Raw genomic sequence first — 24,094 nt, 5'->3', positions numbered from 1 at the left:
GGCCGCGGCGCACCAGCCGGGAGTGCGCCGCCGCGGAGCAGCCGGGAGTCGCCGCCGCGGAGCAGCCGCGAGTGCGCCGCCGCGGAGCAGCCGAGCGGGGAGCGTCAGCGGTCCCGGTCCTCGACCAGGACGAGGTGCTTGAGGTAATGGCTGCCGAGCCCGGCGAGCAGTGCGGCCTTGTCGCGGCCCAGGCGTACCTCGATCCGCCCGTGGCGGTGCGCGTCGGTGGAGAGGTGCAGCAGGTCCGAGGCGCAGCCGACGCTGAGGAAGTGCAGCCGGGAGAGGTCCACGACCAGGTGGCCGTCGTGCGCCGAGCTGTGGAACGCCTCGCGCAGCGCGGCGAGCCAGGCGACCTGGGTGGCCATGTCGGCCTCGCCGATGAGCCGGACGCACCCGGCCGCGTGCAGCGCCCGCAGCATGCCGGGCCGTTCGAGCAGATCGTGCGGATGGGCCGCCCGCACGGCATCGAGCACCGCCGGCTCGAAGGCGTGCGTGTCGTACGCGCAGACCTGGCTGTAGGGGCGGGCGGTGAAGAGGTGCGCCGCGTCCGCCTCGCGGGCCACCACCTCCGCCACGTCAGCGCCGAGGTCGGCGATCCAGCGCATGTCGACGAAGACGCGCAGCCCGGAGTAGTGCTCCGCCAGGGCCCCTTCGGTCTCCTCCTGGAGGCGCTGCCACTGACGGGCGGGGGTGAACCGGGGGCCGGGGTGGAGCAGCCTGCGCATGCTGGTGAACACCACCTGACCCCGGCGGCACGCGTGGTCCAGCGAGGGGCCGTACTCCTCCAGGCGGGTACGGGCCTCGTCGCTCCCGGCCTCCGGCGCGGGGCAGATGATCACCTTCTCGCCGCGCTCCAGGCCCTGCCACGCGTACGCCGCCACCAGGTCCCACCCCGGCTGTCCGGTGTACCGGCAGCAGGCGTGGTCGCCGGGGCGCATCCGCTGTACGGGCAACGTGCCGAGGCGGCTCTCCTCCCAGGCCATCGCCCGTCGCCTCCCCTCACTCCACCGTACGGACCGCACCATGCGTCGCTGCCGCAGCAGAACCTAGGCGAACCGGTTCGCCCGTGGAGAGGCCGTTCAGCAACTGCCCGGGTGTGCAGGGCAACCGACCGGCTGAGCCCACATCGGATCGACCCGTTGCTGAATGTGTTCCGGCACCGTCGGCCGCTCGCCGACGGGCACCGCCCGCAACGGCGTTGACGTGCCCTCCCCTCCCGGCCGTACGGCCGATCCGGTGGCGGCGGGCGGCACGGGAAGGGACCATCGGGAGGTGACGGATTCGCGACCGCTGCTGCTGCTCGACGTGGACGGCCCGCTCAACCCCTGGCTGGCGCCGGAGAAGCGGCGCCCCGCCGGCTACGGCACGCACCGGATGCGGCCGCCGGGCTGGGAGCCGCCGCGCGAGCCCTTGCTCGTGCGGCTCAACCCCGCGCACGGCCCGGCCCTCCTCTCCCTCGGCTGCCGGCTGGTGTGGGCCACGACGTGGAAGGACGCGGCCAACACCTGGATCGCGCCGGTCCTGGGGCTGCCCCCGCTGCCGTACCTCGACTGGCCCGACGGGCACCGCGCGGACCCGGACGGCGTGCACTGGAAGACCCGGCACCTGGTGCGCTGGGCGGCGGACCGCCCGTTCATCTGGGTCGACGACGAGATCGGCCCGGCGGACCGGCGCTGGGTGGCCCACCACCACGCCGGGCCGTCGCTCCTGTACCGGGTCGAGGCGACCCAGGGCCTGCTCCCGGACGACTTCGACACCCTCGCCACCTGGGCCGCGCGCCAGACACGGGACCATTGACCGGCGGGCCGCCGCGCCTTAACTTCGACCCCCGGCGCGCGGTACGCCACGTGCGCCGCCGACCCGCCGACGACGCACGTGCGCATCACCCTCCCCCTCTGCCGCGCCGCTCCGTACGGCGCGCCGCCCGAAGGAGGCCCAGGTGTCCGTCACCATCTGTTCCCTGCTGTGGGACGCGAAGCGGCACGGCGCCGGCTCGCAGCGGATCTCGTACGACAGCGACGGTTACCACCTCGTCCGGTTCCCGTACGGCGCATCGGGCGAGAGCTACGACCCGTGGCGCATGCACGACCCGGCCAACGGCGGCGACCCCGCCTCGGCCTTCCCCGACAAGCGCTCCGGACTGATCTGGCCCAGCCACGACGGCTGGGGCGTGCTCTCCGCGATGGTCTTCTGGGCCGCCGACTCCCGCCCCAACGAGTACCGCGCCCGCTTCGTCCGCGACCCGCTGAGCACGAGCAGCGGATACGACTCCACGGCCACGACGGACACCTGGAAGACCGGCGGCGGCCAGTACAAGACATACATGTGGCAGATCTTCGTGCACCCCGGCACGCCGCTCGGCCTGAAGATCTCCGCGCGCGGCCCGGGCGACACGAAGGTCCCGGCGCCGATCACCCACGCCCAGTTCAAACTGGCCATCCACACGGATGTGAAGCGGCCCTGAAAGACGGGTTGACCTGGGCTGATGCCCTGTGCCTGGTGGGCCCGAAGGCGCCGTCGGTCCGGCACTCGTCGGGCCAGGGGGGACGCGGGCGCAGCACAGCGGCCGGTGCGGGGGCACCGGTCTCCAGATGCGAGGTCTTCCACGGTCGGTTTCAGCCGACCTCATGCCGACCTCTTGCCGACTTTCCTGACGGGTCGTCACTCGCAAAGGGTGTGCGTGGAAGAGGGTGGGAAGGGGGAGCCCTGCGATTGCGCCTTCCCTGTACGGGAGCCCTGGCTGATATGGGCCCACATGCCTCGGGCGCCTGACTTCGCCACGGACGTTGGCCAGGTGTAGGCATGCGGCGATCAATGCGTTCCCGATGGCCCGTCATGTTGACTGCGTCGCGAACCTTGAGTCTGCGGAAAAGGGCCGCTTACCTGCAGTTTCGTCGAGTGTGCATGATGTGCGCCGTGGGAGCGTCAGGCATTCGTCCCTGCAGGTGACGGTGCGTTGGGTGCCGCCTGTCGGCATCCTTCTTTGCCTTCTCTTGGTGAAGTTGTGTCGGGTACAGCCTGGTTCGGGGCTCGGTAGGGGTGGGGAGGCCTCGGTCGAGCGGGTCGAGCACGTTCGCGCCCTGCTCAGGGCGGGCCTGAGTGCCGAAGTGATCCGCGAGATCGAGGAGCGCATCGACACCCTGGTCCGTAACCGGGACTCCATCCGCTGCTGCCTCATCGAGGCCGCGGGTGGCGACCCGAGTGACCACGTCGTCCCGGAGGAGGTCTCCGCGAGGGTGCGAGCGGCCGACCGGGACCTGAACGTGAGCCCCGTACGGGGACGTGGCGGTATCCGACCGCTCAACCGGACGGCGACCGCAACGCGGACGAGGAGTCGCGCCTGCCGTAGAGGTGGCGGAGGTCGCAGGCGGGCGATGTCGAGCGGGCCGACCTGGTGGTGCCCGGTCTGTCTTCGCCGGTCAGAGATCGGTACTTCACCGACCATCACGCGTTCCCGGCGAAGATGATGCTCGACCGGATCGACGCCTGCGCCGCGATGGAGACGCGGCTCGACGCACGGATCGACGAGCGGCTCCGGTCCTTTCGCCGGCACATCAGCACCGGGAGTTCCTGCCCTCCGGAGCCGCCGTCTGGCCGGACCGCGGCGAACGGCGCTGCCTCTACAAGGCGTACGTCATCACCTGCGACGACTCCGTGCGCCTGTACGTACGGGAGCATGTCAGCCCCGAATGCGTCCATGTCCCCGAGAGTGCCGCAGGGTTCGGGCCGGCCGAAGCGGCGGGCCGCGCCCCGCTGCGGCGGGCCGGCTGACCCCTCGGCGGCCCACCCGTCCCTTTCCGTCCACCGGAACGATCTGGCCACGCCGGGTCTGCGAAGCCCGAGGATGCCGGGAACCGCGGTGCTACAGTCACCGAAGTTCGATCTTTCACGAACAACGAAATTAGCTCGTCGCCGAGCCCGGACCTCCTCCAACGCAACGCCTGCGCAACGAACTTGGAGCACCTGTTGAGCCCTCCCTCCCTCCGCTCCTTCAGCCTCGATCACATCCTCGACGACCACGGACGCATCCCCGCCGTACTCGGCCGGGACGCATCGGACGTGGTCACCGCCGACCGCGCCCTGCGCGACGCGGCACTCGCCGTCCTCACCCTCGGCGGACCGCACGACCAGGCCCTGACCGCCCGACCCCTGGACGCCCTGCGGGAGTCCCGGGACACCGAGGCGATGGGCGCGCAGCCGGCGGACGTGCCCGCGTGCGCGGCGTGGATCGCCGCGCGGCAGAGCGCCGACGGCGGCTTCTCCCGGCTCCCCGGCGGCCCGTCGGAGACGACGGACGAAGGATTCATCGCCCTTCAGGCCCTGCACATGCTCGAACAGAAGCTCAACCCCTACTGGGCGGTGATCATGACATGACCAGCACTACTTCCCCCGGCACCACGGGAACGGCGCCGCAGGCCGATCTCGCGGGTCCTCCGGGCCCCAGCGTCAGGACCGTCTCGCTGCTGTCGTTCGCGACGATGTTCGTCATCGGCACCGACACGTTCGTGGTCGCCCCGCTGCTGCCGACCCTCACGGACACCTTCCGCATCTCCGCGGACGTCTCCGGCTGGATGGTCAGCGCCTACGCCCTGGGCTACGCATTGTTCGCCCTGGTGGCGGGACCACTGTCGGACGGCCGGGACCGCCGCGGCGTACTGCTGTCCGGCCTGGTCGGCTTCATCGTCATGACCACGCTGTGCGGCTTCGCGCAGAACTTCTGGATGATGATCGCGTTCCGCTTCCTTGCCGGTGTGAGCGCGGCATTCGTCTCGCCGCAGATCTGGGCCTCCATCCCGGCCCTGGTCAAGCCGGAGCAGATCGTCCGCACGATGGGCTCGGCCACCGCCGGCCTGGCCATCGCGCAGGTCGCCGGCATCCCGGTGGGCAGCTGGCTGGCCGCCCTCTCCTGGCACGTGCCCTTCTGGGCGATCGGCGGCGCGTCGGTCGTGCTGTGGCTGATCCTGGCCAAGGCGTTCCCCTCGGTACCCGGCCGCCCGTCGGGCGCCCCGGGCGGCATGTTCAGCAGCTACGGCAGCCTGCTCCGCAATCGCACCCTGAAGCTGTTCCTGCTGGCCTACCTGGTGTTCCAGACCGGCAACTTCGAGGCCATCTCCTTCTTCGGTTCGTGGTTCCACAAGGACTTCGGGCTGGACGTCGGCTCGGTCGGCCTGGCGATGATGGCGCTCGGCGTCGGCAACGCGATCGGCTCGCTCTTCGGCAGTCACCTCATCCGCCGGCTGGGACAGTACCGGTCGCTGCTGCTGGCGCTGTTGACGCTGATGGTCCTGTACTGCCTGGTGCCCTTCTCGCCGAACCTGGCAGTGGCGCTGGTGCTGCTCGGCCTGGTCATGATGGTCGCGGGCTTCGTCTTCCCGGTCTTCATGAGCACCCTGCAGTCCCAGACGGAGACGGCGCGGGGCACGGTCTCCTCGCTGGCCAACGCCGCCATGTACGTCGGCACGACGATCGGCGGCGTGGTCGGCGGCATCATGCTGACCAAGGTCACCGGCTTCTTCGGCGTGGCCGCCTTCACCATCGTCGGCTACCTGGCCGCGCTGGCGATCTACGCCTGGGCCGGCGCCTTCCGGCAGCGGAAGGAGGCGGCGTGAGCACGGCGGTACTGTTCGACCGGTACGGAACGGTGGACGAGCTGTACGCCGCCGACCTACCCGTGCCGTCCCCGGGCCCCGGCGAGGTCGTCGTCCGCTACGAGGGGATCGGCGTGAACCCCGTCGGCTGGAAGATCCTCCGCGGCGACATCGCCGACCGGCTCCCGCTGCCGATGCCGGCCGGGCCCGGTGTGGAGGCCGCCGGCACCATCGTGGCGGTCGGTCCCGATGTACGGGGCCACCGCGCGGGCGATGCGGTGATCCGGCACGGCCGTCCCGGCACGTACCGCGTGCACGAAGCGGTCTCCACGCTGCCGGAGGCGGACGAACTCACCCCGATGCCGGACCGGTTCTCCTTCGAGCAGGCCGCCGTCCTGCCGGTCGCGGCGGGTACCGCCTACTCCGCGCTGCGGCAGGTCGGACTGGCCGCCGGGGAGCGTCTGCTGGTGCACGGTGCGTCCGGCGGAGTCGGGCCGGCGACGGTTCAGCCGGCCTTCCTCCTCGGCGCCGCCGAGGTCATCGGCACCGCATCGGCCCGCCTCGAACTGCACGACTTCCCGGGCGCCTACCACCTCGCGTACTTGGTTGCCGGGGCCCAGGTGTCGAAGCGGCGGGTGGCGGAGCGCATCGACGTACTACGGCGCGCACTGCATTCGTCGTGACCGCTGATGCCGGGCAGGTGGCCTACGGCCACCTGCCCGGCATCGTGCGTGGTGGCAGGGCCCGGGCGCCGCCCTCAGGGCGCGGCCGTCTCCCCTATGATGTTTGATCATCATAGAACCTTGAACTAACTTCCCATCTCACAAGGAGGTGAGATTCATGCGTGGTGAGCTCTTCCATCCGGACCGGGCGGACATCTCGCTCGACAAGGTGCTCCACGCACTGAGCGACCCGATCCGCCGTGACGTGGCCCGGACCATGCACAGGGACGGACCCCGCGTCTGTGGCCAGCTCAGTTACCCGATCGCGAAGTCGACTCTCTCCCATCACCTGAAGGTGCTGCGGGAGTCGGGGCTGATGACGACCGAGGTCCGCGGGACGACGCGGGTGATCTCGCTGCGGAGGGACGACCTCGAAGCGCGTTTCCCCGGGCTGCTCGACGCCGTGCAGGTGACGGCGCCGGCTCCCGAAGAAGCGTTGCAGGCATCGTAGAAGGGCGGACGGCGCCGTCGGGGCCCGTGCCGCGGCGGCGCCGGCTCGCGCCGACTGCAGCGCTGCTGTCGGTGTTCGTCGTTCCCTGAACAAGCCAACAGTGAAGGTGGCGCAGCCCGCCGGCCATGGCGAAACGGCCGGCCCACCGGGAGCGTCCCCGTCGCCGAGGTGGGGGTGGTGGATGGTGGCGTACTCCTGCGTCCCGGCCTCGTGAGCTGGGCGGTTCGGACCGTGCGACGATGCCGGTACGAACCGACCGGCTGACTCGCAGTCGCCCTGCCTGCTCCCACACGCGTCCGATCCGGTGGATGGGTGGCCATGGGGCAACCGGCGTCGGGTGCAGCCCGTTCTCGGTGACTGGAACGATCAGGGAGGGCGTACTGGCCCTGGTCAGCGGCTTCGTGGACACGGTGATGTCTTCGTGCACCCCGGCACCCCGCTACGAGAGGTGGGCGGGGCCGCCAGGTGTCGTGGCGGGGGCACTCACCGGACAGCTGTCTGCAGCCGCACGTCCTGCTCGTCCGTCGGCTTCACCTGCGGCAACCCAAGGACACACCACTCCGATAGCGAAGAACCATTCTCCTCGCACGGGCGTTGGGCCCCATGCAACAGCAACCTGAGGAGTCCTTCATGAACCGCACAGCCATGAGCACCGTCGCACTCGGCGCAGTCGCCCTCATGGCCGCAGACGCCGGCACTGCGGCCGCCGACAGCACAGCCAGCAACACCACCTCGCACTCACCAGGCGTCCTCAACGCCTACGTCCGCCAGTACCCGATCCACATCCCGGTGAGCGGTTGCGGCATCACCGGCAACATCGTCGGCCTCCTCGATCCGGCTTTCGGCGCAGCCTGCCAGAACGACTGAAGCGCGACTCCGACGGCGCTTACCCGGTCATGCGGCTTGCATGATTGTCGGGCCGGGATCCGCCCGCCCGGAAGCGCAGCTCATCGGCTTGTGCCGCACTGCAGTCCGGCGGTTCGTCTGCCGGAGAGGCGTCGGTCACGGGCGTCCGTCCGGAAGGGGCCGGTAGAGGTCGCTGTCATCCGGACGCGGCGCGCTCCGTCGCTGTACGGCCGGGCGCGGGATCCTCACCGGGCCCCGGTTCCGGCTCCGGCCGGGGACGCGGGCGTCTCGGCAACCAGGACGGCGTCCACCAGTTGGCACGGCCTGCCACTGCCATCGCCGCAGGCACCAGGAGACCGCGGACCACGGTGGCGTCCAGCAACGCGGCCAGCGCCAGGCTGACGCCGATGAGTTTGAGGAAGGTGAGCTGCGAGGTGGCCAGCGCCGCCATCACGACGGTGAGGATGATCGCGGCCCAGGTGAACAGGGCGGCGGTGCGGTCCACTCCGCGGACCACGGCGGTGGCGGTGTCGCCGGTGAGGTCGTGTTCCTCCACGATGCGGGACAGCAGGATGACCTCGTAGTCCATGGACACCCCGAAGGCGATGCAGAACACCAGCACCGGCAGGAACGTGTCGGTGGTGCCGGTGACGGTGAAGTCGCCCACCAGCCCGCGCAGGTGCCCCTCCTGGAAGACGTACACGATCGCGCCGAAGGTGGCGCACAGGCTGAGCGCGTTCAGCAGCAGTGCCTTGACGGCCAGCATGGGGCGCCGGGTGAAGGCCAGGACGAGCAGGAGGACCACGGCGACGGCCATCCCCAGGGCCAGCGGTGTCCGGTCGGTGACGGGCTGCTGCGCGTCGGCGGCCAGCGCGCCCGGCCCGCCCACCAGCGCGGGCACCGGGGACGGCACCGCGCGGACCTGCCGGGCCAGCGCGGTGTTCGCCGGCCCGTACGGCTCGCCGGGTGCGGCCACCGTCAGGTAGGTCCCGCGCGGCGAGGTGAACCGGGCCGCCTCGGGGCCTGCGGGGATGACGTGGCGCCTGTGCCGGTAGCCGCCGGTGACGGTGTCCACCCGTGCCACCCCCGGCAGGGCGGACAGGCGGCGGGCGTAACGGTCGAGGGAGGGCGCGGCGGCCTTGGCGTCGAGCCCGCGCAGGACGACGGTGGTCGATGCCAGGTCCGCGTGCGGGAAGCCCTCCTGAAGGGCCGCGGTGGCCTGCGCCGCCGGGTGCTGGGCGGGCAGTACCCGGTAGTCGGACACGCCCGGCCGCGCTCCGCCGAACGGCATGGCCAGCAGCAGGAGCAGGACGACTGCGGGGAGACCCACCAGCAGCGGATGCCGCACGGTGACCGTGGCGATCCGCCCCCAACCGCCCGGTGCCTTGCCGCTGGCCGCTGCGGTGGCCCTGCGTGATGAGCGGCGGCGCAACGGGGCCAGGAGATCGAGGCGGTTCACCCGGTCGCCCAGCAGCGCCAGCAGTGCCGGCAGCACCACCAGGGCACCCAGGGCCGCCATGACGGTCACCGTGATGCCACCGTAGGCGGTGGACCGCAGCAGTGCGTGCGGGAACACCAGCAGTACCGACATCGCCAGCGCGACGGTGGCCGCCGAGAACGCCACCGCTCGGCCGGAGGTGCGCAGCATCGTGCGCAGTGCTCCTGGCTCCGCCGCCCCCTTCGCGCGCTCCTCGCGGTAACGGGCCAGCAGGAACAAGCTGTAGTCGAGCGACAGTCCGAGGGCGAGGGCGACGCTGATGTTCACCGCGTACGGCGACACGTCCGTGACCCCGGTCAGAACGCGCAGCACGGCCATCGTGCCCAGGACGGCGAACACCCCCACGAGCAACGGCAGCGCCGCCGCCACGACGGAGCCGAACACCAGCGCCATCAGTGCCAGGGCGACCGGCAGCGCCACCAGTTCGCTGTGGCGGACGTCGTGTGCAGCCTGGCGCGCCACCTCGTCCCGGACCAGCAGGTCACCGGCCGCCGCGACCCGCAGTGGGCCCGCCCGGCCGGTGAACCGCGCGGCGGTCCGTGCGACGTCACCTGCGGACGTGCGGCCGCTGGGAGCGCCGCCCTTCAGCCAGGTCAGCACCAGCGCGCCGCGCCCGTCCCGGGACCGCAGCGCAGCACGCCGCGTCGGCCAGTAGGACGCCACCCGCCCGACGGCGGGGTCGGCGGACACCCGCCGGGTCAGCGCCCGTCCTGCGGACGCGGCCCGCGGGCCGTCGACGGGCTCGCCGGCGCGGGCGAGGAGGACCAGGTCCGGTGCCCTGGTGCCGAAGTCCTGCGCCAGCACCCGGCCGGCGTTCATCGACTCGCTGCCGTGGGGGACGTTGCTCGACGTGGTGACACGATCCGTGACGTCGTGCCCCACGAGCCATGCCAGGACCATGAGAAGGGCGGCGAGCAGCGCCACCAGGTGACGGTGGCGTGCGGCGAAGGGGAGCGACGGAGTCGTTTCCGAGGGTGCGGCGGGCCGCCGCTCCTTCACTGTCGGTGCGGATACCGGCGGGAGAGAAGGCATGCGCTGTCCTTCGGGTGGTGGCTCGCCGGGAGGTCCGCGACGCAGGCGCCCTGCACGGCCCTCCGGCAGTGGAGTGGTGGTCCTGGCGGTGACGCGTGAGGGCGGGCGTCACCAGCCGAGCGTCCAGGTCTCCCGGGGTATGGCACCGAGATAGCGGTACGTGGCCCGCAGCGCGCTGTCGGCGGCCGACTCCGCCAAGGCGGGCGGGCCGCCGGGGATGGTGCCGAGCGAGGTGGGGAAGGGGGCGACGCCGTTGTACGAGGCCAGGAGCCCGGTGACGTGGCGCAGCGCGCTGGGCGGGACACCGTCGTCTCCGGCGTCCGGACCGGGAGAGGCCCCCTGGGCGGCTGACAGCACGCCGGCGACCACGGCGTCGTACAGCGCCGGATCGACCAGACGCGGCTGGAGCTTCCGCAGGCCCACGTCGGGTGGAGCGGTGCCCGCCTCCGCCATCAGCTCCAGGGCGATGTCGCACCCGGTGTCCACCACCCGGCTCATCGGCAGCGCGGCCGGACCGGCCGTGATCCAGTACTTCCCGCGGGCGGAGCCGTCCCGTGCCAGCGCTGCCAGAGCCGCGGCGACCACGTCGGTGGGCACCATGTCGATCAGCGTCGTCTCCGCGCAGGGGAGGAAGGGCAGCCGGCCCCACATGGCCATGCCGACCAAGTAGTGGAACGCCTGCAGACGGGCGACGGTGCCGGTCCGCGCGTCACCGATCACCGTGGAGATGCGGGCGACGGCGGCCGGCAGGCCGGACTCCGTGACCAGGGTCTCGCTGTCCGCCTTGGACCCGGCGTAGGCGCTCGACGTGGCCTCCGGCCTGGTCCGGGTGACGAAGGCGGTGGAACCGTGCACCAGGCGGGCGCCCGCGTCCTCGACGAAGCGCAGGACATGGCCGGTGCCCCGGACGTTCATGCGGTGCAGACTGCGCGCCGTCGCGCTGAAGTGCACCAGCGCGGCGCAGTGCACCACCACGTCTGTCGCGGCCGTCAGGTCCCGGTAATCCCCGGGCGAGAGCCCGAGCCACGGACGGGTGATGTCACCGCGCACCACCTCCCCGGCGACGGGCCTGCGGTGGGCCAGGGAGATGACTCGCCCGCCGCCCGGCGGGCCGGACAGGTGGCGCAGCAAGGCGGAGCCGACGACGCCGGAGGCGCCGGTCACGAGGATCACCGGTGAGGTGGTCATGAGGCTTTCTCCGTCCGGGAAACGGAACGGGCCGGGCAGGGGGCGGGGCCCTCGCGGTCGCGGACCCGGATGTGCTCCTCGTCCACGGTGACCTCCAGGGAGCAGGCGGTGTCGGATGAGGCGCCGGTACGGACGGGGACACGGGCCCCTCGCAGGTCCTCGTCCACGGTGATCCGGCACGGGTGCGTCGCGGTACGGCGTGCCACGTGCTCCTTCGCGGCGATCACGGGTGCGCTGTCCCGTAGGGGCGTCCCGGGGGGCAGGCCGTAGACGGCGGCCACCGTGCCCGGGAGGAAGTCCAGTTGGCGCAGCACGCCAGGACGCAGCACCGTCACCCCGCCGTCACCGGTGCCGTCCTGCTCGTGGTCGGACAGCAGCAGGGCAGGGCTGTACCGGCGGTCGCGGAGGAAGGCGCGGCGCGTGGCCGCGGGCACGGTGAGCAGGCGGCCGGCCGTGACGAGCACCAGGACGAGCCGGGCGCCGAGCAGGACGCGGTCACCGGTGCACAGCTGGAGGTCCACCGCAGGCAGTCGCGGATCACCGGAGTGGAAGCCCGCGAACCGTGCCTCGACGTCGACCCGTCCGGTGTCCGGCAGGGGGGCGTAGGCGTGCAGGGACGTGAGCGCGTGCGGATACGTCACCTGCTCCGGGCCGATGCCCGGCGACCACGTCCGCATGCGGGTGTGCGGGATGATGTGGGTGGCGGCGTCCAGCAGGCCCTGGTGGAAGAGCCCACGTGGCACGTCACCCCGCCCGGCGTCCAGTGTCCCGGAGGAGCCGCCGTCACCGATGCGGGACGAGGTCAGGTACTGGAAGCGGGGGCCGTGGAAGCAGTCGCCGCTCTCGTACGGGTCGGGGGCCGGGCGGGCGTCCGGCAGCGGCGGGAAGCGGCTCGGGGGCCGCTGCGCGCCGAAGACGGCCGTGGCGGAGGCCACGGGAGCGAAGCGCGCCAGCTCCGCGACGCGGGGTCGCTGCCATGCGGACAGCGTCACCCTGGGGCGGTCGGCCGGCCCTTCACAGGTGAGCCGGAGGGTGGTCGGGCCGGGCAGCGGCAGCCAGCGTCGCAGCTCCAGGCCGCGCAGCCCGGTGGGGGGACGCCCGCTGCGGTGACCGGCCGCGCGTGCGAGCAGGTCGGCCGTCGACATCAGGGGAAGGGCGGGCACCGTCCAGGTGGGGCAGTGGTCGGTCACCCAGTGGTCGCCGGCATCCGGATCGAGGACGACCTCGCACACCTCCTGCCCGTGTGGCGCGGCCGGCGCGGGCGGCCGAGGCCGTGCGGTGGCCGGGGCGCGCAGGGCAGCCAGCCGTTCACCGGCCAGCGCCTGCAACCGCAGGAACCGCTCGTGCAGCACGGTCGCCCGGTGGTGCTGTGCGGTGAGGAACGCGGCCGGCCCGGGAAGCGGGGAGCCGGGCGCCCAGTGGCGCACGGCGGCGGAGACGGCATCGTACGCAGCAACGGGTCCGCCCACGCCCGGCTCAGGAGGACGCGGCAGCACTTCCGGTTCCTCGGGCAGCGGTGGCATGAGCACCTCCCCACGCTCCGCGCAGGAACTCCGCGGCCGGACCGGCGGCGAGCAGTACCTGAGGACCTGACGCCTCGGTGGCGAGTTCGGCGGCGAAGGCGCGCGCGCCGGCCTCCACGGGCAGGACGGGCACGCCGCCCATGCGGAAGTCCTCCGCCAGCTCCCGGGACACCATGCCGCCGTCCCACGGTCCCCAGACCAGCGACCGCAGCCAGGCGTCCGGGCGGCCGGCCCGTTGCGCGGCGACGACGTGGTTCAGGGTCTCGTTGGCCATCGCATAGTCACTTTGCGCGGCGTTGCCGAACGTGCCCGCGAGCGAGGAGAAGACACACAGCAGCCGCAGCGGATCGTCCCGTGTCGCGTCCAGCAGAGCCGCCAGCCCCTCCGCCTTCGCACCGAACACCGCGTCGAAGTCGGCGGTCGTCTTCTCCCGGATGCGCCGGTCCGCCAGTACCCCGGCACCGTGCACCAGCCCGGTGACCGGTCCCCAGTCCGCGCGCACCTCCTCCAGCACGGCCCGCAGCCGGTCCCGGTCCCGTACGTCCGCCTGGTAGTAACGGGCCTGTGACCCGGTTTCCCGCAGGGCGGCGAGAACGGCGTCCACCCGGCCGATGTGCGGGCCGTCCGCCGGGGACCGGCCCAGCAGGACGAACCGTGCGGGAAGGGTGCGGCCCAGGGCGGTCAGCGCCGCGGCGGTGATACCGCGGGCACCGCCGGTTGCCACGATCACCGGCAGCGCGCCCAACTCGGGCATCCGGCCCGCCGGTGCTCCCGCGTGGCCGGCCGTTCCGGACACGTCGACCTTTCCTGTCGTTCCGGCGTCGGCGTAGGCCGGTTCCCGGCGCACTCCGTCGGCGGCGAGACCGACGTCCAGCGCCTCCCCGCCGGTCAGCAGTTCCGCCACGACGGCCTCGGCGACCTCGGCCGGGGAGCTGCCGCAGGCGCAGTCGATCGCCTTCACGGCCGCCCGGGGCCACTCCACCCTGGCTGTACGGGCGAGTGCGGCCAGGCCGCCGAGCCAGGCCCGCCGCTCCTCACAGGTGTCGGAGGCGCCGAGTCCGAAATACCCCCCGGTGTCCTGCACGGTGACGAAGAGGCCGCCGCGTTCCTCCATGCCGGACGCGACCGCGCGCGCGGCCCGCAGTGCCGCAGCCTGCCGGGCCACGGCGTCCCCCACGGTGTCCGGCCGGGCCAGACCGCCGAGCAGCACCACACCGGCCGCGTCCGCCGGTACGGACGGGCGGCTCTCGGCGGCCACCCCGCGCTCCCGCAGCAGGCGCACGACCTCGTCCGCGACTCCGGCGCCGTCCTCCGTCACCACGACCGTGCCGTCCCACAGCCCGGCCATCGGCGTGCCGGGTGCGGGCGTCTCCCGCATCACCGGCACCTGCCGGTACACGGTGTCCCTCTCCGGCCGTCGTCCGCCCGTGTACCGGAGTTCGCCGGCCTCTGCGCCGCCGGTGCCGGCGCCCCCGGCGGCCGGTGCGGAGACCTGCGCGAGGAGCTTGCGCAGCTCGGCGGCCATCTCCCCGACCGTTCTCATGGTCGCCAGCTGCGTGACGACCGACCGGTCGAGGCCCGCCAGGGCGGGGAACATCGGGCGCAGCGCCGCGAGGATCTGCACCCTGGTGATCGAGTCCAGGCCGAGGTCGGCCTCCAACTCCATGTGGGGCGCGAGCATGTCGGTGGGGTAGCCGGTCTTCTCCGACACCACCGACAGCACCAGGGCCTCCATCTCCGCCGCGGTCATGCCGCTCGGCGCCACCTCGCGCTGGGCGGGCAGGTCCGCCGTGCCGGCCGCGAGCGGCCGCTGCACGGGTTCGCCCGCCGCGCCCGGCCGGTTCTCCTCCACCGCCGACACGGGCGAGGGCAACGGCACGATGGCGGGTCCCGGGGCATCGGAGACGGCGCCGTGCGGTTCGGTGGGGGGCTGCCCGGCCGGTTCCGGCCATGGCGCACCGGAACCGGAGGTCAGGGCCTCCACCGACTTCTCGGCCAGCCGGAGATAAGCGGCGTGGGCCTCGGCGGTCTGCCGTTGCACCTCCAGCAGCGCCCGGACGATGTCCGTGCCCGGTCCGGCGGCGGCCGGGGGCAGCGGCACGGCCGGTGCGAAGCCGCCGGATACGGAGGGCGCGGGAGCCTCGTACGCCTCCATGGCGGGTACGTCGTACGGTGCCGGTTCCGGCGCCTGGTGCGGTGTCCGGTCCGGCGCCTCGTGCGGTGTCCGGTCCGGCGCCATGACGGGCGCCTCGGCAGTTGCCGCGACCTGACCGTCACCCGGCGTTCCGTCCGGCGTGCCGGCCGGCGCTTCGTCCGACGGGTACCGCCGGCCGTGGTTGCCGCCGCTGATGGTCATGGGCATCGAGGGGCCCGACGTCCGTACGGGGGCCGCGGCGTGCGGGGGCGCGTGATGCTCCCAGAGCCCGTCCGGCCGCAGCGGCACGCCGAGGACGGCCAGCCGCGCCAGCGCCTCGTGCAGCCCGGTCACTCCGTTGCGCCCGGCCGGCTCGCAGGCGATCGCGTGGTGCGGCGCGTCCGCGAGGATCTCGTTGATCAGACCGGTGAGCACCTGGCCGGGACCGACCTCGACGAAGGTCCGTACCCCGTCCTCGTACATCGCCCTGACCGTGTCGGTGAAGCGGACCGGCGAGGCCACCTGACGGGCGACCGCTTCGCGGATCCGGTCCGGTCGGAGAGGGTAGGGCGCGGCGTCCGCGGTGCCGTACACATCGAGCAGGGGAGCCCGGACGGTCCGGCCCTCCAGGAACCGTTCCAGCGGCTCGGCGGCCGGGGCCACCAGCGGGCAGTGGAAGGCGGTGGTCGTCTCCAGGGGGCGGACGGCCAGACCCGCGGCGGCGCAGCGTTCCGCGGCCCGGGCCGTCCCGGCCCCGGAACCGGACAGCACCACCTGCCCCGGTGCGTTGTCGGCGGTGATCCACACCTCCTCGTCGGCGCTGTCCTCGCCGAGGAGCGCGGTGACCCGCTCCGCCGGGGCGTCGACGGCCAGCATGGCGCCGGGCGCGGTGGAGGCGTCGCGCAGCAGCTCGCCGCGCCGGCGGGCCAGCCGCAGCAGGGTGTCGGCATCCCACACCCGTGCCGTGTGCAACGCGGTGAGTTCCCCGAAACTGTGTCCCGCGACGCAGTCCGGCCGTACGCCCACGGCCTCCAGGACCGCCAGCAGGGCGAGGCCGTGCGCGGCCAGCGCGGGCTGGGCCCATTCGGTGCGGGTCAGCAGCGCGCGCTGCCGCCGCCGCTCTTCCTCCTCAGGCGTGGGCGGGGGGAACACGACCTCGGTGAGCGGACGTTCGCCCAGCTCCAGCATGGCGGCGCGCTGCCACACCCGCTGCGCTGCCGGGAAGTGCAGGGCCAGATCCGTGCCCATGCCCGGGCGCTGGGTGCCCTGCCCGGGGAAGACGAAGGCGACGGGGCCGCAGGCCCGGGGCCCGGTGCGGTAGTGGATGCCGGGAGCCCGGAACGGTGCGTCCGGCTGCCGTTCGACCTGTGTCCTCGCCCGGCGCAGCAGTGCGGCGAGTTCCGCGGTGTCGGCCGCAACGACCGCCAGCCGGCAGTCCGCGGCGGCGTCGAACTCCTCCTGTGTCCGCCGGGCGAGCGTGGTCACCCCGGACAGCGCATCGGACTCCTTCTCCGCCGCCTCGGCAACCTCGCTGCAGCGGGCCAGCAGGGCACCGGTGGAGGAGGCGGACAGCGGTACCAGTTCGGACGGCCGGGCCGCACAGCGCGGCCCGGCCGGGCGGTCCACCGCTCCGGTGTACTCCTCCAGGGTGACGTGGAAGTTGGCGCCGCCGAAGCCGAAGCTGGACACCGAGGCCCGCCGGGGGCGGTCGGCGGTGTGCATCCAGGGCCGGGCCGTGGTGCTGAGGTGGAACGGGCTGCTGTGCAGGTCCAGTGCCGGATCGGGGCGGTCAGCCTTGATCGTGGGCGGCAGCACGCGGTGGTGCAGGGCGAGGGCCGCCTTGATCACTCCGGCGGCGCCCGCGGCGCCCGTGGTGTGGCCGATCTGGGACTTCACCGAGCCGAGCGCGCACCACTGCCGGTCGGTGCGGCCGGAACCGGTGAACACCTCCCGGAGGGCGGCCACCTCGGCGGCGTCACCTGCCGCCGTACCGGTGCCGTGCGCCTCGACCAGGTCCACCGTCTCCGGGCCGTAGCCTGCGGCGGCGTAGGCCCGGCGCATCGCCCGCGCCTGGCCGTCGGCCAGCGGCGCGTAGATGGCGGTGCCACTGCCGTCCGAGGACGCTCCGATGCCGCGGATCACCGCGTAGATCCGGTCGCCGTCCCGCTCGGCGTCGGCCAGTCGTCGCAGCGCCAGCAGTGCCACGCCCTCACCCAGCAGGGTGCCGTCGGCACCCTCGGCGAACGGCCGGCACTCACCGGTGCGCGACAGGGCCAGGGCTTTGCTGAAGGCGATGTAGGTCATGGGGTCGTTGAGCGTGTCCACGCCCCCGGTGATGACCAGGTCGGAGCGGCCGAGCGTCAGGTCGTCGACGGCGACGGACAGGGACGCCAGAGAGGTGGCGCAGGCCGCGTCCACCGTGAAGTTCGCGCCGTGCAGGTCGAAGACGTTGGCGACGCGCCCGGCGACCACGCTGCCCAGCAGGCCCGGGAAGGTCGCCGCCTGCCAGGGCACGCAGTGGCTCGCGATCCGGTCGCAGATCGCCTGGGTCCGCTCCTCCGGGATGCCGTGCTCGCGCAGCACCTTGTGCCAGGTGGGACGGCCGATGCGCACGCTCATCTCGCCCATGAGCTGGATGGCCACGGAGCCCAGGTAGACGCTGACCCGTTCCCGGTCCGGGCTGCCGGGGCGCGCGGAGGCGAGGTCGTCGAGCAGCCGCCGGGTGGCGACAAGGGCCAGCAACTGGGCGGTGTCGGTGGCCTCGACCACGCTGGGGCGCAGTCCGAAAGCGACCGGGTCGAACTCCACCGGCGGCAGGAAGGCGCCCCGCTTGCAATAGGTCTTGTCCTCCGCCGCCGGATCGGGGTCGTAGAAGTCCGCCACCCGCCACCGGTCGGCCGGTACCTCGGTCATCAGGTCGCGGCCTTCGATGATGGTGCGCCAGTAACCGTCGAGCTCCCGGGCCCCGGGCATGATCGTGCTCATGCCCACGATGGCGACCGGTTCCGTGGCGGCCGGCCGGGGCGGCCGGGTGTCGGTCATGCTGCGATACCTCCGGAAGGGACAGAGAGACGTCGGGTACTTCTGGCGAACGGGCGCCGGCCGGCGAGGCGTTGGGTCGCGGGGCCGGGAGCCGGGTCAGCGCAAGGGCCGCGGCCGGTAGGCGTACGCCTCGGGGGGCAGGACGAGCCCGTGGCAGCGCAACTGGTGCAGACGGGTGAGAACGGCGGCGCCCTGCATCAGGTTCAGCGCGATCTGGGTGACTGTGCGGTTCCGTGGCTCGGCCAGGAAGCTCCCCTCGGCCCACCGGTTGAACGCGCCCGCCGCAGGAGAGCACCACACCTGGTAGTCGGCCCGGCGGGCGGGCTCCCCTGCCACGGCCCACCGGCTGGAGGACCCCAGATACCACTGGAAGAGCAGTGCCATCCGGTGTTTGGGGTCCGCGTCGGCCCGGTCCAGCTCCGACGGGTCGCGGCCCGTCCAGTACGCCCGCGTCCAGGACCACACCTCCTCCAGGCGCGCCCCGAACACCTCGCGCTCCAGCGCCGCGCGCAGGGCCGCCGGAACGGCCTCCAGCGACGGGTGTGCCCGGTAGACGCGCTCCAGCCGAGCGGCTCGGCAGGCGAACAGCGTGCCCCGCCGCAGCACCTGTACCTGGGCGCCCAGCTGGAACATGTCCGCCGCAGGCGCCATCGCGGTGTCGGTCACCCGGGCTCCGGCGAGCATCGACTTGGTGTCGTCGCTGACGCCGGCCTCGACCGCCATCTGGTTCACCGTCCCGGTCACCACGTACGCCGCACCGAGCGCGAACGCCGCGGCGACCGCGGCGGGATCCCCGAGACCGCCGGCCGCGCCCACCCGTACCGGCCGGCCCAGGCGGTGCTTCGCGGCCAGCCGGTCCCGCAGGGCGGCCACCACCGGGAACAGCGCTGTCAGCGGCCGGTTGTCGGTGTGCCCGCCGCTGTCCGCCTCGACCGTGAGGTCCTCGGCGACCGGCACGTGGGCGGCCAGCCGAGCCTCCTCCTCGGTGAGTCGCCCGTCTGCCACGAGCTGCCGCAGTACCTCGGCGGGCGCGGGCAGGAGGAACCGCTCGGCCGTCTCCGGCCGGCTCACCTTGGCGAACACCGCCCTGGGACGGACGATGCGGCCCTGCCGGTCCAGGCGCAGCCCGCTGGCCGCGCAGTGCACGACCGCCGGGGTGAGGTCGAGGTACGCCGATGCCGACACCCGGGGGACACCGGCCCGTACCAGCACATCGGCGACCCGCTCCTCCAGGGCGGGGTCGCCGGGCGTGTGCAGCAGGTTCACCCCCCAGGGGCTTCGCTCCGGCAGCCGCGTGCCCAGTTCGCGCAGCGCGTTCTCGACCTCATGAGGCAGCAGTCCGCCGGCACCGAAGAAGGCCAGCGTCTCGGCTCCTGCCAGCGCCGTGACCAGCGCCGTCCCTGAGATGCCGCGAGCCATCTCCCCGGCCACGTACGGGAAGCGCACCCCGTGCGTCCGGGTGAACGACCGGTCGCCCAGCCATTCCGGATACAGCGCGGGCAGCAGCCCGGCCACGGCCAGGCCGCTTGCGGATGGCGGCTCCGGCAGCCGGGCGTCGGCCAGTCCCAGCCGCCCGTCACCGCGCCGTACGACCATCCGCACCGGCACGGTCACCTGCCGCGCCAGAGCCAGGAGGGCTTCGCCGTCGAAGGCGGCACCGTGGTCGCCAGGTGACCTCCGGGCGACGGGATGCGCGGCACCCGGGAATTCCGCGGTTCCGTTGAGCATCGGAATGTCCGTCAAAGCCGGCCGACTGCCGGTCAGAACGGTCCGAAGAACCAGTTGCCGGGCGCAGTCGGATCCTCACCCACCACGAAATCCGTGACCAATTTCAGGCATTCGGCGTAGCTGAGGGTTCTCTTTCCCGCCGGAGCCAGTTTCAGCCAGACCGCCTCGGCCTCCTCGGCGGAGAGACTCATGAACTCCGTCCCCAGCCGGAGCGCATCCTCCTTGTGGAGTTCTCCGTCCGCGTCCTGGTCGGCGAGCGCGAAGACAACATTGGTGATGAGGCCGACCATGCGGATGATCCGGTCCGGATCGTCCTCCAGACGGCACGCGAAATCGTAGGCGAACTTTTCGCGGTCACACAGCGGATCTTCTCCCGGGCCGTCCTGCTCGAACTGGTGCCAGAGCCGCCGGACGGTCTCCCCGAGCTGCGCCGCGTGCTCCTCGGCCCTGCCCCGGGCGGCCAGCTCGGCGTACCGGTCGTGGAGGCGTCCGGTCGTGAAGTAGCTGATCTCGCCGGTACGGTCCGCGTCCAACACCTGGAACAGGCGGAACAGCTTACGGCGGCGGAGGTCGGACATCGCTGCCAGCGTTTCCCGGACGGCGGTTTCCTCGGGGGATTCCGCTGCGACGGTGTCCTGGACGATGTCCTGGACGTCTTCGGTGTAGGACATGGCGTGCGGCCCTCTTCTCTCGTCGGTGAAGCAGGCTGTCATAAACGAGCACGGCCGGCGCGCTGCGCCCCGGGAAACATGCCGCATTCCGTCAAAGGTTTGCCTGTAATTTACGGTCGGAAAAGCTGTACGGTGCGATTATCGGTCGGCCGCACGGAATGCGCATCGGTCTTTCTCGGATTTCACGGAACACACGAGAACGCTCTGGCCCGTGCGGTGTGAGCCGGTTCCGGCGTAGTCGGTGAGGTCAGGAGAAGAGGATTCCCGACTCCCTCGGCAGAGCCGCCGAAATCGTTGACCTTGGTCCGACCGCCTGATCCGGCTCTTCAGGCCGGCGTCGAGCCTTTGACGGGGCGGAGAGGGCTTGCCGTCCGGCGCGGTACGTGGACCGCCCCGCGGGCGGATCAGTCGACCAGGTCCGGCACCGGGCGCAGACCGGCCGGGCGGTCGGCGGCCGGGAGGTGGTCGACGGGGAAGTAGCCGCAGCCCAGGGCCTGGGCGCCGCCGTCCGCCCGGCGGTCGTCGCCGACCATCAGGACGTCCTCCGGGGGCAGCCCCAGCTGCCGGCAGGCCACTTCGAAGATCCGCGGGTCGGGCTTCTGGATCCCGAGCTCGAAGGAGAGGACGTACGTACTGATCAGCGGGTCCAGCCCGTGTGCCCGCAGCACCGGACGCAGGTCCCAGCCGATGTTGCTGACCACGCCGGTCGCCACGCCGCGTTCGCGGAGCGTGCCCAGCACCTCGGCGGCGTCCGGGTACGGCGTCCAGGCGGCCGGTGACTTGTGGCGGACGTACAGGGTGTCGTACAACTCCTCGGCGGGCAGCGGGACCTGGCGGGCGAGCGCGGTGTAGAGGTCGCGGTGGTGCTCCGCCGTGCGGTCCCGGATCCGCCACAGCTCCGCCAGCTCGTCGGGGATCCGTTCCGGGGCGGAGCCGCCGGGCAGCGCTCCCGCGCGGTCCAGCTCCCGGGCCGTGCGCGCGAATTCCTCGTCCGTCATGGTGACACCGGCCGCGTCGAGCGCGCCGCGCAGCCAGGAGGTGACCGGCTCGATCCGCAGCAGCGTCCCGGAGAAGTCGAAGAGCACACCCTTGTACGCCATGGTCACCATCCTGTCCCGCGCGGGGCCCAGGGGCCAAGAGCGGCTTTCCGGCGAGCCGTTCAGCCCGAGCCGTTCAGTCCGACGGGGACGGGGTGGCCGCCGCTGCTGTCCTGACCCGGGTGTAGAGGCCGGCCGCCACGGCCACCAGGGCCGCGCCCAGCAGCCAGCCCGCCAGCACGTCGGACAACCAGTGGACGCCCAGGTACAGGCGTGTGCAGCCGACGCCGACCACGGACACCACGGCCAGGACACCCACCACCCGCCGCCGCACCAGGGGCGCGCCACGCTCACGCAGCACCCACAGCGCCAGCCCGCACGCGACCGCGGCGGTCATCGCGTGCCCCGAGGGGAACGAGGCGTAGTGCGCCGAGTCGACCGGGTCCGGCCAGACCGGGCGCGGGCGGTCCACCGCGGCCTTGACGCCCTGCTGGAACAGCGTCCCGGCGACGGACGTGGCCGCCACCCAGGCCGCGAGCGTGCGCACGCCCTGCCACACCAGCCACCCCACCAGCACCAGCAGCACCGCGCGCATCGTCCATGGGTCCCACACCCAGTCAGTGAGGATCCGGTTCGCCTGGGTGAGGTCCGGCGACGTACGCGCCACTCGGTGCAGCTCCCCGGCCACGGTCCGGTCCGCGTGCACCAGCGGCGCCCAGTGGACGATCACGAGGACGGCGAGGACCACGGCTACCGCGCCGAGCCACCCCGCGGTACGGAGCGCTCGTGCGGCTGCCGAGGGCCCGGGCGGCACGGCGGCCCCGGACGCGCTGCGGACCCCGGAGGACGACGAGGACGACGAGGAGGACGGGGGCGGCGGAGACGACGGAGATCCCATGTCCCGATCCTCGCGGAACCACCCCGCTCCGGGCCACCCGTGGCCACCCGCGGCCGCTCGCGCGCCGCGAACGGCCGCGAGTTGCCGTCAGGTGAGCGCGCTCAGCCCCGGCACGAAAGTGATCAGCAGGGGGACGACGGGCACCAGGGCGGCCACGGCGGTCATGCCCAGCCGGCGGCCCGGCGTGAGCCGGGGAGCGGGGGCGAGCAGCCGGTCCACCCGGGCCGGGACCTGCGCGCACTGTGCCGGGCCGGGGCCGAAGACGCCACGGTCCTCGTTCAGTTCGACCAGGGCCAGGGCGGTCGTCATCCGGCCGAAGCGCCGGGAGGCGATGTCGTCGGCGGCCAGCTCGACGAGCCGGTGCACCTGGTCCTGGAACGCGGCGAAGACCGGCACCTGCGGGAATCCGACCGCCAGCGCCGCCGCACAGTGCAGCAGCAGGTGGTGGCGGGCGCGGGCGTGGCCCTTCTCGTGCGCGATCACCGCGTCGAGCTGCTGCCCCTTCAGCCGGCGCAGCGCGGCCGTGGTGACCACCAGCTGCGGCGACAGGCCGGGCAGCCACCAGGCCTCGGCGCGCTCGCCCTCCAGCACCACGAGCGGATCGCCGGTCCGCTCCTCGCCGGGCAACAGCGGGGAGCGCAGCGCGACATCGGCGCGGCGGCGTTTGCGGCGCACCCGCGCGGCCCGCACCTCCCGCGTCAGCACGACGGCGGTCCACGCCCCGCCGCAGGCGAGCAGGACCGCCAGCGGCGCCGCCCAGGGGCCGTACGCACCGAGCGCGTACGCCTCGATGACGCCGCGCGGGGCGAGCGCGAAGACATTGCCCCGGACGGCCTCCCAGGCCGCCGCGGCGCTCAGGGACATGGCCAGCACACAGCACAGCAGCACACCGGCGACCACGCACTGCCAGACCCAGAGGGCGAGCACCGGCTCGCGGTCGGGCCAGCTCGCACGGGCCATCAGGCGCGGCGCCACCGCTGCCGCCAGCGCGCCGAGGAGGATCAGCGCGAAGGGGACCATCATGGCCGTCACTTTATGAGCGGCAGGCTACTGAGAGGTACGGTCTCGCCGAGAGAGTGACGCATGCCACCGACAGATGAGGTGCGAGCCGCTCAGTGGTGCCCCGGGACCGCGAGTGGCGCCTCGGGCGGCGTGTGCGGTCCGCCCTCACACCGCCAGCAGCATCGTGAACATCCCCATGCTCATGGCCGTACGGCAGGCGCTCAGCAGCTCGGGCCGCGGCACGGCCCGCACCCCGGCACCCGGCACGCTCCCCGCTGTCAGCACGGCGGGGGCCGGTATCAGACGGAGGCCGGAGGCGACGGCGTGCACGGCGTAGTAGGCGAGCAGCAGGCCGGTCAGTACGGGCAGGCCCGCTGCCCCGCCGTGGCCGCCGTGCCCCGCACCGGCCTGTGCCGTCGTCATCACCAGGGCCATGTAGACCATGGCGAGCGAGCCCACCGCGTGATGCGGATGGCGGGCGGCGACCGCCCACAGGCCCGTCACCCCGAAGACCGCCACGAAGGCCCACGCCGACCAGGCCGGCACCGGCACGACGGAGGCCGGCAGCGCCATCACCGCCATACCCAGTGCCATCAGCGCCTCACCGCGCGTCTGCCCGCGCCGGACGGGGCCCCCTTCCGCTCCCACGCGCGAGCGCACGAGGCAGTACGCGCCCGCCGCTGCGCACAGTACGACCAGCAGCCAGCCGGTCATCGCCGGTCCGTGCACGGCGC

General features: G+C 73.1%; 18 protein-coding genes. 7 read left to right on the top strand and 11 right to left on the bottom strand.

What is annotated here, in order from left to right:
- Positions 1-104: 104 nt before the first annotated feature.
- On the bottom strand, positions 105-983 hold the full coding sequence (locus AAC944_RS07285; protein WP_030610620.1) for an MEDS domain-containing protein: 879 nt from the start codon (positions 981-983) through the stop codon (positions 105-107).
- A gap of 289 nt (positions 984-1,272) precedes the next feature.
- On the opposite strand from AAC944_RS07285, the gene AAC944_RS07280 reads away from it, so the two are divergent.
- The 7 genes from AAC944_RS07280 to AAC944_RS07250 all read left to right on the top strand — a co-directional run bounded on the left by AAC944_RS07280 (position 1,273) and on the right by AAC944_RS07250 (position 7,628).
- A complete protein-coding gene (locus AAC944_RS07280) occupies positions 1,273-1,797 on the top strand; it encodes an HAD domain-containing protein (protein WP_030610624.1) in 525 nt (174 codons plus the stop codon).
- Between the two features lie 142 nt (positions 1,798-1,939).
- Positions 1,940-2,464 carry a hypothetical protein gene (locus tag AAC944_RS07275; RefSeq protein ID WP_030610626.1) on the top strand — a complete coding sequence of 175 codons (525 nt, stop codon included), beginning with the start codon at positions 1,940-1,942 and terminating at the stop codon, positions 2,462-2,464.
- Positions 2,465-3,966: 1,502 nt separating this feature from the next.
- Entirely contained in the window at positions 3,967-4,374 is a 408-nt protein-coding gene (locus AAC944_RS07270) for a hypothetical protein (protein WP_030610628.1), read from the top strand.
- Positions 4,371-5,609 carry an MFS transporter gene (locus tag AAC944_RS07265; protein WP_078888382.1) on the top strand — a complete coding sequence of 413 codons (1,239 nt, stop codon included), beginning with the start codon at positions 4,371-4,373 and terminating at the stop codon, positions 5,607-5,609. The genes AAC944_RS07270 and AAC944_RS07265 overlap by 4 nt, the downstream gene beginning before the upstream one ends.
- Positions 5,606-6,271 (top strand): alcohol dehydrogenase catalytic domain-containing protein, encoded by a 666-nt coding sequence (locus AAC944_RS07260; protein WP_051871517.1) that lies wholly within the window; start codon positions 5,606-5,608, stop codon positions 6,269-6,271. Before AAC944_RS07265 ends, AAC944_RS07260 begins: the two co-directional genes overlap by 4 nt.
- 157 nt (positions 6,272-6,428) lie before the next feature.
- Positions 6,429-6,761 carry an ArsR/SmtB family transcription factor gene (locus AAC944_RS07255; RefSeq protein ID WP_030610634.1) on the top strand — a complete coding sequence of 111 codons (333 nt, stop codon included), beginning with the start codon at positions 6,429-6,431 and terminating at the stop codon, positions 6,759-6,761.
- A gap of 645 nt (positions 6,762-7,406) precedes the next feature.
- Positions 7,407-7,628 carry a chaplin gene (locus AAC944_RS07250; RefSeq protein WP_078888401.1) on the top strand — a complete coding sequence of 74 codons (222 nt, stop codon included), beginning with the start codon at positions 7,407-7,409 and terminating at the stop codon, positions 7,626-7,628.
- Positions 7,629-7,803: 175 nt separating this feature from the next.
- On the opposite strand, the gene AAC944_RS07245 is transcribed toward AAC944_RS07250, so the two are convergent.
- The 10 genes from AAC944_RS07245 to AAC944_RS07200 all read right to left on the bottom strand — a co-directional run bounded on the left by AAC944_RS07245 (position 7,804) and on the right by AAC944_RS07200 (position 24,089).
- Positions 7,804-10,137 carry an MMPL family transporter gene (locus AAC944_RS07245; RefSeq protein WP_078888383.1) on the bottom strand — a complete coding sequence of 778 codons (2,334 nt, stop codon included), beginning with the start codon at positions 10,135-10,137 and terminating at the stop codon, positions 7,804-7,806.
- Positions 10,138-10,245: 108 nt separating this feature from the next.
- Entirely contained in the window at positions 10,246-11,325 is a 1,080-nt protein-coding gene (locus AAC944_RS07240) for an SDR family oxidoreductase (protein ID WP_030610643.1), read from the bottom strand.
- Positions 11,322-12,848: a hotdog family protein gene (locus AAC944_RS07235; protein ID WP_196942850.1), complete on the bottom strand. Its 1,527-nt coding sequence runs from the start codon at positions 12,846-12,848 to the stop codon at positions 11,322-11,324. Before AAC944_RS07235 ends, AAC944_RS07240 begins: the two co-directional genes overlap by 4 nt.
- Positions 12,802-18,024, bottom strand: coding sequence for a type I polyketide synthase (locus AAC944_RS07230; RefSeq protein ID WP_063759893.1), 5,223 nt, complete (start codon positions 18,022-18,024; stop codon positions 12,802-12,804). Before AAC944_RS07230 ends, AAC944_RS07235 begins: the two co-directional genes overlap by 47 nt.
- A 96-nt stretch (positions 18,025-18,120) precedes the next feature.
- Entirely contained in the window at positions 18,121-19,620 is a 1,500-nt protein-coding gene (locus AAC944_RS07225; protein ID WP_107054091.1) for a PfaD family polyunsaturated fatty acid/polyketide biosynthesis protein, read from the bottom strand.
- A gap of 164 nt (positions 19,621-19,784) precedes the next feature.
- Positions 19,785-20,510 carry an EF-hand domain-containing protein gene (locus tag AAC944_RS07220; RefSeq protein WP_196942852.1) on the bottom strand — a complete coding sequence of 242 codons (726 nt, stop codon included), beginning with the start codon at positions 20,508-20,510 and terminating at the stop codon, positions 19,785-19,787.
- Between the two features lie 317 nt (positions 20,511-20,827).
- On the bottom strand, positions 20,828-21,523 hold the full coding sequence (locus AAC944_RS07215) for an HAD family hydrolase (protein WP_030610652.1): 696 nt from the start codon (positions 21,521-21,523) through the stop codon (positions 20,828-20,830).
- 73 nt (positions 21,524-21,596) lie between these two features.
- On the bottom strand, positions 21,597-22,358 hold the full coding sequence (locus AAC944_RS07210; protein ID WP_078888384.1) for a phosphatase PAP2 family protein: 762 nt from the start codon (positions 22,356-22,358) through the stop codon (positions 21,597-21,599).
- A gap of 87 nt (positions 22,359-22,445) precedes the next feature.
- Positions 22,446-23,381 (bottom strand): M56 family metallopeptidase, encoded by a 936-nt coding sequence (locus tag AAC944_RS07205; RefSeq protein WP_030610656.1) that lies wholly within the window; start codon positions 23,379-23,381, stop codon positions 22,446-22,448.
- 144 nt (positions 23,382-23,525) lie between these two features.
- Positions 23,526-24,089: a DUF5134 domain-containing protein gene (locus AAC944_RS07200; RefSeq protein WP_030610658.1), complete on the bottom strand. Its 564-nt coding sequence runs from the start codon at positions 24,087-24,089 to the stop codon at positions 23,526-23,528.
- Between the last annotated feature and the right edge of the window lie 5 nt (positions 24,090-24,094).

The sequence above is a fragment of the Streptomyces sclerotialus genome, assembly GCF_040907265.1.
Lineage (GTDB): Bacteria > Actinomycetota > Actinomycetes > Streptomycetales > Streptomycetaceae > Streptomyces > Streptomyces sclerotialus.
The sequence above is the reverse complement of the archived record's forward strand: the minus strand, read 5'-3'. Positions and strand labels throughout refer to the sequence as shown.